This window comes from Methylacidimicrobium sp. AP8 (assembly GCF_903064525.1).
Lineage (GTDB): Bacteria > Verrucomicrobiota > Verrucomicrobiia > Methylacidiphilales > Methylacidiphilaceae > Methylacidimicrobium.
Genome location: NZ_LR797830.1, coordinates 2,289,667 through 2,300,970 on the forward strand (window position 1 = coordinate 2,289,667; position 11,304 = coordinate 2,300,970).

Genomic DNA, 11,304 nt, shown 5'->3' on the forward strand with positions numbered 1-11,304 from the left:
GGGGCAGCCGCCCGCCCTCGGAGTGGCAGGATTCGAACCTGCGACTTCTTGCTCCCAAAGCAAGCGCTCTGACCAGGCTGAGCTACACTCCGGTTTGCCTGTCCCCGCCTCCCTTCGGGGGATCCCGACGGCGCTTCCCAACCGACGACTATCCTAGCCGCAGGCTAAAAAAAGACAAATTGCCGCCACCCGCCTTTTTTGGCATGTTGACCTCCGGACAAAGTGTAGCATTTTCTCCGGCAAGGATAGAGGGGTTCCGGAGATGCGAGCTCGGCACGGTTTTTGCTCCATGGGGACAGAAGGAAGGGAAACGACGTCGGAATCATGAGCCTCCACATCCGCGACCTGCACGCTAGGATAGCCGAACGGGAAATCCTTCGAGGCATCACCCTCGAGATCCGGCCCGGAGAGACTCATGCCATCATGGGCCCGAACGGCTCGGGAAAGAGCACGCTGGCCAAGGTGTTGGCCGGGCATCCCGATTACGAGGTGACTCAGGGGACCGTCTCCTTAGACGGCGTTCCGTTGCTCGACCGGGAGCCCGATGAGCGCGCCCGGATGGGGCTTTTCCTCGCCTTTCAGTATCCTTGCGAAATCCCGGGGGTGAGCATCGCCAACTTTCTGCGGGCGGCGGCCCAGGCACGCCTCCCTGAAGGGAAGGCCCTTTCGGTGACTGAATTTTATCAAAAGCTCTACCACGAAATGGATGCTCTGGGGATTCCGCGTTCGTTCAGCTCGCGTGCCTTGAACGCCGGTTTTTCGGGCGGCGAGAAGAAGCGTGCGGAGATCCTGCAAATGGCCATGCTTCGTCCCCGCTACGGCATCCTGGACGAGACGGACAGCGGCCTCGACATCGATGCGCTTAAGGTCGTCGCTGATGGCGTCAATCGCCTGCGCGGCCCCGACGTGGGCTTTTTGATCATCACGCACTATCAACGGCTCCTCGGGTACATAGCGCCGGATTTTGTCCACGTCATGGTCGCCGGACGAATCGTCCAGAGTGGCGGGCCCGAACTGGCCTTGGAGCTGGAACGCCACGGCTATGCGGCCTTGGAGGAACGATACGGGTCTCCGCAGCTATCTCCCCTGGCGCAGACCGGAGCCTAGGCGTAGGTTAATAAAGACATGAAATCAGAAGGAGATTGCACCATGAGCCAACAGCAAGCGCTGGCCGGCACCGACTTGCTCCCGCTCGACCGCAGCGTGGGTGACTTTCATTACGATGTAAAGTATGCGTACGACGCCGGGATCGGGCTTTCCGAGCGGACGATCGACTACATCTGCGAGGCCAAAGGAGATCCGGAATGGCTCCGCGGTTTCCGCAAGCGGGCATTGGAAATCTTTCTTCGGATGCCTTTGCCCACCCATTGGGCTAGCAAGCAATTGGAGGCCATTGACTTCTCGCAAATCCGATACTATCTGGCCCATGCGCAGCGGCCGAGCCGGTCATGGGAAGAGGTTCCGGAGGAGATGAAGCGCACCTTCGAACGCCTCGGGGTGCCGGAGCAAGAGCGCAAGTTTTTGGCAGGAGTCGAGGCGCAGTTCGACAGCGAAGCCGCCTATTCCAACATGAAAGAGGCGCTTCGCAGTCAAGGAGTCATCTTCGTCGGAAGCACCGAAGGCCTCCACGAATACCCGGAAATCTTTCGCAAATGGTTCGGCAAGGTCATCCCGCCGGGAGACAACAAATTTGCCGCGCTTAACAGCGCCGTGTTCAGCGGCGGAAGCTTCATCTATGTCCCTCCCGGGGTCAAGGTGAGCCATCCGCTGCAAGCCTACTTCCGGATCAATGCGGAAAGCTTCGGGCAGTTCGAGCGCACTCTGATCATCGCCGACGAAGGGGCAGAGGTGACTTACATGGAGGGCTGCACCGCGCCGCGCTTCGACTCGACAACTCTTCATAGCGCGGTCGTGGAGCTGGTCGCGCTTCCCGGGGCCAAGATCCAGTACATCACGGTGCAAAATTGGAGTCCGAACGTCTTCAATCTCGTCACCAAGAGAGGAATGGCCATGGAAAACGCGGAGATCCGCTGGATCGACTGCAACATCGGTTCCCGTCTGACCATGAAGTATCCTGCCGTTATTCTCCGCGGCCGCAGGGCGCGCGGGGAAGTGCTGAGCATTGCGCTGGCCAACAGCGGCCAGCATCAGGATACCGGAGCGAAGATGATCCATCTCGCCGACGAGACGACCAGCAACATCGTGGCCAAGAGCATCAGCATCGGCGAAGGACGCTCGAGCTACCGCGGCCAGGTGACGATCCCTAGTTCCCTAAAGGGGTGCAAGAACAATACCGAATGCGACGCGCTTCTAATCAACACAACTTCCCGCACAGACACCTATCCGGCCATCACGGTCCGCGGGAACCGGAGTGCGGTTCAACACGAAGCTAGCGTCAGCAAGATCAGCGCCGAACAGATCTTCTACATGCAGCAGCGGGGACTTCCGGAGTCCGAAGCCATGAGCTTGAGCGTCAATGGCTTCATCAACGATCTCGTTCGGGAGTTTCCGATGGAATACAGCGTGGAGCTCAAGCGGCTCATCGATCTGGAGATGGAAGGTTCTGTAGGCTGACCAACGGCGCGGAGGAGACGTGGAGCTGCCAAAACGATGGATCGCCGAAGCCCCGGACGGGATAACCAAGCTGGCTGCGCTTCCCGCCTGGTGGAGAGAAATTCAAGATGCGGCTTGGCTCGAGTATGAGCGGCTGCCCATGCCGAGCCGAAAGGATGAGCGCTGGCGTTTCAGCGACCTGAGCAAGATCGCCCTCAACGGCTGCACGTCGGGCGTTCCCGTCTCCGGCAAAGCGCGCGCCGAGATCGAAGGGCATTTTTCCCGCCGCAAGGAGCCCGCGTTGCTCTTCGCCAATGATGCTCTCCTTTTTTCGCGCGGTCTGCCCCCCGACGCCAGGGCCAAGGGGGTCATCTTCGCTCCGCTCCTCGAAGCCGCGGCCCGGGAGCCGGATCTCGTCCGCACCCACCTCTTTGGGGAGCGCGTCGGCCTGGGAGCGGAAAAGCTCGAATCCCTCCATCGCGCCTGCTCCACGGCGGGCGCCATCCTCTTCGTGCCTGCCGGGGTGGAGCTGGCGGAGCCGGTCGACCTCTCTTTTTGGCTGACCGAGGCCCAGGCTGCGAGCTTCCCCCATGTTCTGGTCATCCTCCAAGAGAATGCTCGCGCCCGGGTCGACCTTCGCTTTGCTTCCAGCAACCCTAGAGGCGGCTTTGCCTGCTCCGTCCAGGAGATCTTCGTGGGACCGGGAGCCAAGCTCGATCTGTTGACCCATCGAAATTGGGCCGAGGGAGTCTGCTCGTTCGACCTAGCCTACGTACGCCTCTCCCGCGATGCGAGCGCCACGACCCTTCAGGTCAATCAAGGGGGAAGCTACACTAGAACCGAGAGCCGGAGCCGTTTGCTCGGCCCCGGCGCCCGGAGCGTCATGCTTTCGGCCACCCTGGCCCGCGGTCGGCAGGAATTCGACCAACGGTCCTTACAAGAACATGCCGCGCCCGACACGAAGAGCGACCTCCTCTACAAAAGCGCCTTGTACGACGCCTCCCGGACGATCTTCGCCGGTATGATCGATGTCGATCCGGCGGCGCAACGGACCGACGCCTATCAGAGCAACCGAAATCTGATCCTGAGTCCTGATGCCGAAGCCAACTCGCTGCCCGGCTTGGAGATTATGGCCAACGACGTTCGCTGCACCCACGGGTCGACGATCGGCCGAATTGATCCGGAGGAGCTCTTCTACTGCCGTCAACGCGGGATTCCGTTAGCCGCCGCTCAACGGCTTTTCGCACTCGGTTTTTTAACGGATGTCTTTGACCGTCTAGAAGACGAGCAAGCGAAGAGTTCCCTGCTCGAGGAGCTGGAAACATCCCTTCGGTAGGCGTATCCTGCGGTCGGCCTGTTGCCAATCCCGAGCCCTTTTTCTTGGGGCTTGCGCACAGCCGGTCGAGAAGATAGCGTAGCAGCGTCGGAGATCGACACGCTGGCCGCCGGTCAAGGCGCAACGGAAGAAACAGGGGAAATTATGGCACAAGACACGGTCATCCTAACTCGGTCGGTCGACGCGGTGCAGATCCCTAGCGGCGCGCCGATCCGGTTGGAAAAAGATCGGCCGGTCGTGATCACACAGTCGCTAGGAGGTGCATATACGCTCCTGTATGACTCTCGGTGTCTGGTTCGGCTGGACGCAAAGGATGCCGATGCGATCGGCCAAGTCCCTCCTGCAACCGGCTCATCATCCGAGCCGACACCGGGCGCGCACGTCGACGAGGAAATGGTTTACAGCCAGCTCCGGCAGGTCTTCGACCCGGAGATCCCGGTCAACATCGTCGATTTGGGATTGATCTACGATTGTCAGGTTTTGCCTCGCGAGGAGGGAACTTTTGCGGTCGTCGTCAAAATGACCCTCACCGCTCCCGGTTGCGGCATGGGCGTAGTGATCGCGCGGGATGCCGAATCGCGCATCCGCCAAATTCCGAACGTGACGGAAGCCCGCGTCGAACTCGTTTGGGACCCGCCCTGGAATCCCAGTATGATCAGCGAGCAGGGCAAGATGCAGCTCGGGCTCGTGTAATCCGGCCCGTCCCTTCCAACCGCGCTACGATTCGCGCAGGGATCCGAACCGGAGCTTTAGTGGCTCACCACGGTCGAAGTCGATCCGGCGGCCCAGGCCGTGACCCCCCGCGCCAGGATTTCGCCGTATTCGGCGAAGAGGCTTCGATAAGGCCGCCCGCCGATGATCCGTGTTCCCTCATAATCGCCGGCGATGATTCGGTCGTAGGTGTCCTGGGCGTTCATGTAGGGCCCTTCGATAAAGACGACCGGTCCGCGGTAGATCCGATTTGCCAGGAGATTCCGCGCGAACACGTAGGGGCTCGGTCCCACCCGGCGCGCCGCAGCCCAATTCGAATAGTTTTCCGGCGGAAAGTTCCATGTCGCTTCCATCTGCTTGGCGATTGATTCCGCCACGTCCGCTTCCGGAATCCCTGTACGTGAGAGCAGCTTGAAGAGAAAATCCCACTTCTGGTCGTCGTATCTCAGCTCTTCTTCGGAGTAGTTGCCATGGACGAACGCGACAAGCCGGCTTTGCGGAATGAGTTCGGCGCGGGTCGGATGGCTCGACCACTTGTCCGCGTTAAAATGGATGCAAAGCGTCAAATCCGGATTGAGCTTCGCCACCACTTCGGCACGCGCGCGAATTTCGGCGTTTCGATAAAAAAGTCGCTCCTCTTCCCGGACGATCCGTCGCTCCAACTCCGGGGAGAAGCTCGCAGGCAGGACGGACGGCCCGCCCGATGGAAACAGGGAGACGAGAGCTTCCTCGCGCAGGTCGGAAGGGCGAACCGTCGTTACGGGCTCGAATAGCCGCTTGGTCCAGACCACCGTCGCACCCGCGCTCTCCAGGAGCTTGGCCGCGTGCCTGGCGGCGAGCATATTGAGGCTCGCCTCGATGACAGGAGGATCAGAGCCGATCTGAAAGAATCGCTCTTCCATCTTCGCCCAACGACCCCCGATGTGTCCGGGATCTAGGCAGATGACCAATCCACGCAGAGGTTTCGTGCTCGATGTTCCGCCTTTGGCGAGCCTCCAGCCGCTCACCGACGTTGCGCGCAGCGGCAGTTGCGAGTCGACATCCGGGGCCAAGCGAAGCCGATAAAGGAGGCGGCTGTGTTCCTTGTCTGCGAATAAGGTGACCTCGTTGCCGTTAATGATCGTGAACTTCCAAAAGGAGCCATCCGGGCTGAAGAGCGTGTTGACCCAGTGAACGAACTCTTCCCTCGTCATCGTCTCCTGGAAGGCGTCCAGGGCGCTCCAGTCGGGCTCGGGCGCAAGCGGGCTCAGCTCCGCCCGCGACGATAGCGGAGAGAGGCATGCGATCATGACGATCCCGGCCACGGCCAGGCGCCCCCCGATCCCCTCCATTGTCCCGATCTCCATCCAGAAAGTCCGCTCGGCATCCGCGAGAATCGCCTCGCACGCATGGGCGTCCGCGGCTTCTGGCGGCTACGTCGCCCCCGTCGCTCGCTCCGGCTTCAGACGCAGCTCGAGAATCTTGCCGGAAACGGCGCCCACGCGCGCTACGCCTATGTCCGCCTCAAAACCTCGCCGGTCTGCGTAGAAGCGCATTTCCCAAACCGGCTCCGTATCGCTTCCTCTGCGCTCGAGCGCGAAGAGAACCGAACTGAGTCTGGCCTTCCCGGCGGCTCCGGTTTTGAGGATAACCTGAAGGGCGCGGTCGGAGTCAACCTTTAACTCGCTCGGGTTGAAAGCTTCGGATTCCTTGTAGCCAATTATGCCCCGCCATCCGATCTCGACCGCCTCCTCGCGCACATCACGCACTTGGCCGCCGATGACCGTCACCCGCTTGATGTGCTTCCATCCGCCGGGGTTCCAGTAGAGGAACTCCCAAGCTGTCGGGGTGAGGGCGGTTGGGCTGCGCGGGCCGATAATAGCCAGCATCTTCCCCTGGGATCCCTCGGGCGCGTACTGCCGTGCTACCGCCAGCGCCGAAAAGGCCGTGGGCGTTGCCTCCCTACTGCGCGTCGCCCCGTGCGCCAGCTTGGCGAAGCAATCTATGTGTCCCAGCAGAACACAGGTGGCGATCAGGATAAGGCGTCGCTTCATAGCATCTGCCCAATACCCGAAGGCCAACACTTTCGCAAACCTCCTGTCCAATCCGCATCTCTTGCCGCCTCTCTGCCGCCCGCGGCCACGGGGCTTCGGCGGCAAAGTTTATGAGAGATGGGGAACCCGCCTCCCCCGGGACGGCCGAAGTTTCTCGCTTGCCAACGGGGCGGGTACGGGGGTACCGAAGCTCTACCCGACGGATCGGTTGGCCGGCGGCAAGCGGCAAGCTTTCGGCGCGGGGACTCCGAGAAGGCAACAAGATGGCGACAGTTCTTGTTACCGGCGGCACCGGCTTCGTCGGGAGTCACTTAGTCCGCCGCCTCGTCGAGCTCGGATACCATGTCCGAGTCCTTACGCGCGCGGGCGGAACAACAAAAAGAACGCTCCCCTCGGTTCGCTGCACGCTCGTCGAAGGCGATCCCCTCGACCCCGATGTCTGCCGCCGCGCTACTTTGGGAACCGATGCGGTCATCCATCTGATAGGAATCTTGAAGGAGAGCCGCAACATCTCCTACCGAGAAGCACACGTTCAAACCACGCGGCTCCTCTTATCGGCCGCCAAGGGAAACGGGGTGCGCCGATGGCTCCACATGAGCGCCTTGGGCTCCCGGCCTTACGCTCCCTCCCGTTACCACCAGACGAAGTGGACGGCGGAAGAACTCGTGCGCGCCAGCGAGCTTCACTGGACGATCTTCCGCCCCTCGGTCATTTACGGACCTGGCGATCATTTCTTGACCGTCTTCCGCAACCTGCTCTCCCGGCCTCTGTTCCGCTATTTCAGCATCCTTCCCCTCCCAGGCGGCGGAGCGAGCCCGCTGCAGCCGGTGGCTGTAGAAGACGTCGTCACCGCATTCACCCGGGCGTTGGTGCTTCCGCAAACGATCGGAAAGGAATATGTGCTCAGCGGCCCGGACCGAGTGACCCTGGCGGAGATCTGCTCCCTTCTCCTGGAAAGCGAACAGCGGCCGATCTGCCGCAGCCCCTCCCGCGCTCGGATCGCCGCACGCCTCCTCCTCTTCGCGGCGATCTTCGCCCTTTTTCCCGCCTCGGCCCTCCTCGGGCTGGCCGGCGGCCTTTCTCCGGAAGGGTGGGGCATCCTACTCGCCTCCTGGGGCGGGATGGGCCTGCTCAGCCTGCGGTCGCGGCCCGTCCTCCTCCTTCCCATTCCCTGGCCGCTCGCCCGCACATTGGCCCGCTTCGCCGAGGGCCTTCCGTCCCCGCTGCCGATCGGGCGCGAGCCCCTTCTCATGCTCGAAGAGGGGAACATCGGGGATGCAACCCTTGCGGCGAAGGATCTCGGCATCGAGTTCCTGCCCTTCCGCGAAGGTCTATCCCGCTTTCTTCTGAGCGAAGGAGCAAGCTTCTACCCGTGAGACGACCTTACGGAATCGCCTAATCGTCTCCTCGATCTCTTCCGAACCGATTCCCGGTCCGATGGAAAACCTGACCATCGAGCGGGCTTCCGCCTCGCTCGCTCCCATCGCCAGGAGCACCGGAGAGGGGCGGAGGGCGCCGGAGGAGCATGCGGACCCCCCGGACACGGCGATTCCTTCTAAGTCAAGAGCGATCCGGAGGCTCTCCCCGTCCAACTGCGAGAAGCTGACGGCTAGGGTGTTTGTCAATCTCTGGCTCGGGTGGCCCCATCTCCGGATGCCAGGAAGATCGGCGATCCCCTGCCAGAGCCTTTCCGTCAGTTCCCATTGGCGGATCGATCCGGCCTTCCGCTCTTCCTCCGCCCAAGCTAGGGCTTCCGCCATTCCGACGATCGCCGCCACGTTTTCCGTGCCCGGCCAACGGCCTCCCTCCTGCTCTCCGCCGAAGATGACGCGGTCGAGGTGAAGGCCGCTGCGGACGTACAGGACGGCCGCACCCAGCGGACCGCCGAATTTGTGGGCAGCCAAGCTGGCGGACGAGACACCCCATTCCGAAAAGCAGAGATCTTCCTTTCCGGCGCTCTGGACGACGTCGCTATGCAATACGACCCCCCTTTCGGCGCAGATCCGCCCGATCTTCCGCATCGGTTGACGGGTGCCTACCTCGTTGCTGGCCGAAAGAATGGAGACAAGAATCGTCTCCGGCCGCAGGATCGCCGCCAACGCCTCGGGATCGACCATTCCGAACCGATCGACAGGCGCCCGCGACACCAAGAAGCCTTCCCTCTCTAGGTAGGCCATTGATTGGGACACCGCGGGATGTTCGATCGCCGAGCAGATCAGATGATTGCCCTTGCCCCGGAGCGCACGCGCCAGGCCGAGGATACCGAGAGAGTTGCTCTGGCTGCCGCTCGATACGAAAACGATCTCCCGCGGCTTCACCCGCAGCAGCGCGGCAATTCGCTCCCGAGCAAGATCGATCGCGGCGCGCGCCCGTCTCCCTTCCGCATGCTGGCTCGAGGGATTGCCCCGCAGGTCCAGATAGGGCTCCATCGCCGCTCGGGCGCGAAAATCCAACGGCGCAGTCGCATTGTAGTCGAGATAGATCCGCTTCATGCGCCTGCTGCGGTCCCGGGGTCCGATCCGCGCTTCCGCACTTGCGTTTCCTGTTGGACCAACGTCACTACGGAGTAGGGCGGCACGGCTTCGGTGAGCCAGACGTTTCCGCCGATCACGCTATGTGCCCCGATCACTGTCTCTCCTCCGAGGATGGTCGCGCCGGGATAGATGGTCACATAATCCTCGATGGTCGGATGTCTCTTGGTTCCTTGCAGTTTTCTGCCGCCGGCCGTCGACCGCGCTCCGAGGGTCACGCCATGGTAGATCTTTACGGCCCTGCCGATCCGGCAAGTCTGCCCGATCACGATGCCCGTTCCGTGATCGATGAAAAAATACGGACCGATTTCCGCACCCGGATGGATATCGATCCCGGTCCGGCCATGCGCCCACTCGGTCATCATCCGCGGCAACAGCGGCACGCCGCGCAGGTAAAGGAGGTGGGCCAACCGGTAGGTGGCGATCGCTTCCACTCCGGGATAGGCCAGGAGGACTTCCTCTGGGCTTGCCGCAGCCGGATCGCCGGAAAATGTCGCCTCCACGTCGGTGGCCAGTTGCTCTCGGGTTTCGGGAAGTCGGGCCAAAAACCAACGTGCCACCTCCTCGTCCTCCCCGGCAGCTTCCGCCTTGGGACCCAAGCTCTTCCGAAGCTGCTCGGTCAGGCTGCGATGGAGGCGCGCCAGCCGCTCCTCGACGAAGTTGGAGAGGTCGCGGGAGGAGCGGGGAGGAGGAGAATGGAAGCCCGGGAAGAGGAGCGCGAGCAGATCTTCCATCATCCGGGCGACCGCAGGCTTGGAAGGAAGATTGGACCGATCGGCCCGATTGATTCCGCCATCCTTTTCGTAGGACCTGAGCAGCGCTTCGGAAATTTCCGGAAGTGGCATCACCGACCGGACGAGTCTTGGCTCGCCCCTCCCACCGATCTTCTCCTCAGGGTCCATGCCCGGCGGACTGGATAGAGCGAATCCTCGGACATCGTGCGCGAGAAGCCAGGGTTGTCGATCCTTCTCTTCTCCCCTATATCCTATATCAGAGCATTCCCCTATATGCCCGACGCCGCAAGTCCAATCTGGCACCTTCCCACACTTCCGGAAGTGCTCCCCTGGCCCAAGTCGTATGCGGTTCTGGGCCTTCCGATCTCCCATTCCTTGTCCCCGGCCATCCATCAAGCCGCGTTCGCCGCCGTCGGCTGGCCCGGAGGATACGGCCGTCTCGAGGTGGACACCGCCGGGCTCGCCGCCGCCGTCGATCGGCTGAAAACGATCGGCTTTTCCGGATGGAACTGCACGGCTCCCCTCAAGCAGGAGATGTATCGGCTCTGCCAGCGGCGAGCGACGAGCGCCATCCGGCTCGGCTCGGTCAATACGGTGCTGCACGAGAACGGGGTTCTCGAGGGTTACAACACCGACGGACGAGGGTGGGTGCTCGCGGTAGAGGAAGCCTTTTCGGTCTCCCTCCGCGATTTGCGTATTCTCTTCCTGGGGCTTGGCGGCGCGGGGGCCGCGCTCGCGCGCCAAGCGTCTTGGGAAGGTTGCCCTCTTCTTCTCCTCGCGAACCGCACGGCTTCCAAGGCTTCTTCGCTCGCTGCCGAACTGGAACAACGCTCACGGATCACCGTCGTACCTTGGGAGAAAGCCGCCCTTGCGGAAGCGGCTGCGAACGCCGACTTGATCGTCTCGTCGGTCGCCGAGGATCCTCTTTTCTTGCAGGATCCTGGATTTCTGGATCGGCTCTTCGGTCCCAAGAATTTTGTTTTGGATCTTCGTTACTGGCCGACCAAGCTGCCCCTGCTCGAAGCCGCGCGGGAAAGGGGTGCTCGAGCGGCGAACGGGCTCGGAATGCTCCTTCACCAGGCAGCCCTGGCTTTCGAACTCTGGACATCTACGCCCGCTCCCATCTCCGTCATGCGCGAGGCCCTCGTCGCCGTCACCTCGGCCGGATACCGCGAAACGCCCTCCCGGTGAGAGAGAGCGGAGGCCTGACTCGTCGTCGGGCTCCGTTGCGATATCTCCTGTCCGTTTCCGATGCATCAGGAGCACCAAAATTTCCGTCGTCAATTCAAAGGGAAAAAAGTTTGCGTGTTCGGGAGATTGCCTTGTGCGACGCCTTTCCGCTGCCTACGATCAAATTTTCCAGCAGGGAAGAGAAGGACAGCTTATCTCAGGATGGTAAATAACCG

Annotated in this window: 10 protein-coding genes and 1 tRNA gene; 6 read left to right on the forward strand and 5 right to left on the reverse strand. The window is 62.0% G+C overall.

Going from position 1 to position 11,304, the window contains the following annotated elements; genetic code table 11:
• Positions 1 to 17: 17 nt before the first annotated feature.
• Positions 18 to 92 (reverse strand) — tRNA-Pro (locus MTHMO_RS10700).
• A gap of 232 nt (positions 93 to 324) precedes the next feature.
• Between MTHMO_RS10700 and sufC the strand changes: the two genes are divergently transcribed.
• The 4 genes from sufC (at position 325) to sufT (ending at position 4,582) form a co-directional block, all read left to right on the forward strand.
• A complete protein-coding gene (sufC, locus tag MTHMO_RS10705; RefSeq protein ID WP_202214763.1) occupies positions 325 to 1,107 on the forward strand; it encodes a Fe-S cluster assembly ATPase SufC in 783 nt (260 codons plus the stop codon).
• 42 nt (positions 1,108 to 1,149) lie between these two features.
• Positions 1,150 to 2,574 (forward strand): Fe-S cluster assembly protein SufB, encoded by a 1,425-nt coding sequence (gene sufB, locus MTHMO_RS10710; RefSeq protein WP_202214764.1) that lies wholly within the window; start codon positions 1,150 to 1,152, stop codon positions 2,572 to 2,574.
• A 19-nt stretch (positions 2,575 to 2,593) separates the two neighbouring features.
• Positions 2,594 to 3,889, forward strand: coding sequence for a Fe-S cluster assembly protein SufD (gene sufD / locus MTHMO_RS10715; RefSeq protein ID WP_202214765.1), 1,296 nt, complete (start codon positions 2,594 to 2,596; stop codon positions 3,887 to 3,889).
• A gap of 144 nt (positions 3,890 to 4,033) precedes the next feature.
• The gene (gene sufT, locus MTHMO_RS10720; RefSeq protein ID WP_202214766.1) at positions 4,034 to 4,582 is read left to right on the forward strand and encodes a putative Fe-S cluster assembly protein SufT; all 549 of its coding nucleotides are present in this window, start codon (positions 4,034 to 4,036) and stop codon (positions 4,580 to 4,582) included.
• A gap of 56 nt (positions 4,583 to 4,638) precedes the next feature.
• Here the strand turns inward: sufT and MTHMO_RS10725 are convergent, their stop codons facing one another.
• Positions 4,639 to 5,946: an N-acetylmuramoyl-L-alanine amidase gene (locus MTHMO_RS10725; RefSeq protein WP_237394908.1), complete on the reverse strand. Its 1,308-nt coding sequence runs from the start codon at positions 5,944 to 5,946 to the stop codon at positions 4,639 to 4,641.
• Between the two features lie 66 nt (positions 5,947 to 6,012).
• Positions 6,013 to 6,633 (reverse strand): hypothetical protein, encoded by a 621-nt coding sequence (locus MTHMO_RS10730; protein WP_202214767.1) that lies wholly within the window; start codon positions 6,631 to 6,633, stop codon positions 6,013 to 6,015.
• A 263-nt stretch (positions 6,634 to 6,896) separates the two neighbouring features.
• Here MTHMO_RS10730 and MTHMO_RS10735 point away from each other — a divergent pair, with 263 nt between their 5' ends.
• The gene (locus MTHMO_RS10735; RefSeq protein ID WP_202214768.1) at positions 6,897 to 8,009 is read left to right on the forward strand and encodes a complex I NDUFA9 subunit family protein; all 1,113 of its coding nucleotides are present in this window, start codon (positions 6,897 to 6,899) and stop codon (positions 8,007 to 8,009) included.
• Here MTHMO_RS10735 and MTHMO_RS10740 read toward each other — a convergent pair.
• Complete coding sequence (locus MTHMO_RS10740; protein ID WP_202214769.1) at positions 7,965 to 9,125, reverse strand: cysteine desulfurase family protein; 1,161 nt, start codon at positions 9,123 to 9,125, stop codon at positions 7,965 to 7,967. The genes MTHMO_RS10735 and MTHMO_RS10740 overlap by 45 nt on opposite strands.
• The gene (gene epsC / locus MTHMO_RS10745) at positions 9,122 to 10,009 is read right to left on the reverse strand and encodes a serine O-acetyltransferase EpsC (RefSeq protein WP_202214770.1); all 888 of its coding nucleotides are present in this window, start codon (positions 10,007 to 10,009) and stop codon (positions 9,122 to 9,124) included. The genes MTHMO_RS10740 and epsC overlap by 4 nt, the downstream gene beginning before the upstream one ends.
• 162 nt (positions 10,010 to 10,171) lie before the next feature.
• Here epsC and MTHMO_RS10750 point away from each other — a divergent pair, with 162 nt between their 5' ends.
• The gene (locus tag MTHMO_RS10750) at positions 10,172 to 11,089 is read left to right on the forward strand and encodes a shikimate dehydrogenase (protein WP_202214771.1); all 918 of its coding nucleotides are present in this window, start codon (positions 10,172 to 10,174) and stop codon (positions 11,087 to 11,089) included.
• Positions 11,090 to 11,304: the final 215 nt, after the last annotated feature.

Excerpts from the sequence above, each read along its gene's own strand:
- sufB (WP_202214764.1), top strand. The coding sequence starts at position 1,150 with ATGAGCCAACAGCAAGCGCTGGCCGGCACCGACTTGCTCCCGCTCGAC.
- MTHMO_RS10725 (WP_237394908.1), bottom strand. The coding sequence starts at position 5,946 with ATGGAGATCGGGACAATGGAGGGGATCGGGGGGCGCCTGGCCGTGGCC.
- MTHMO_RS10735 (WP_202214768.1), top strand. The coding sequence starts at position 6,897 with ATGGCGACAGTTCTTGTTACCGGCGGCACCGGCTTCGTCGGGAGTCAC.
- MTHMO_RS10750 (WP_202214771.1), top strand. The coding sequence starts at position 10,172 with ATGCCCGACGCCGCAAGTCCAATCTGGCACCTTCCCACACTTCCGGAA.
- MTHMO_RS10740 (WP_202214769.1), bottom strand. The coding sequence starts at position 9,125 with ATGAAGCGGATCTATCTCGACTACAATGCGACTGCGCCGTTGGATTTT.
- sufC (WP_202214763.1), top strand. The coding sequence starts at position 325 with ATGAGCCTCCACATCCGCGACCTGCACGCTAGGATAGCCGAACGGGAA.
- epsC (WP_202214770.1), bottom strand. The coding sequence starts at position 10,009 with ATGCCACTTCCGGAAATTTCCGAAGCGCTGCTCAGGTCCTACGAAAAG.
- sufT (WP_202214766.1), top strand. The coding sequence starts at position 4,034 with ATGGCACAAGACACGGTCATCCTAACTCGGTCGGTCGACGCGGTGCAG.
- MTHMO_RS10730 (WP_202214767.1), bottom strand. The coding sequence starts at position 6,633 with ATGAAGCGACGCCTTATCCTGATCGCCACCTGTGTTCTGCTGGGACAC.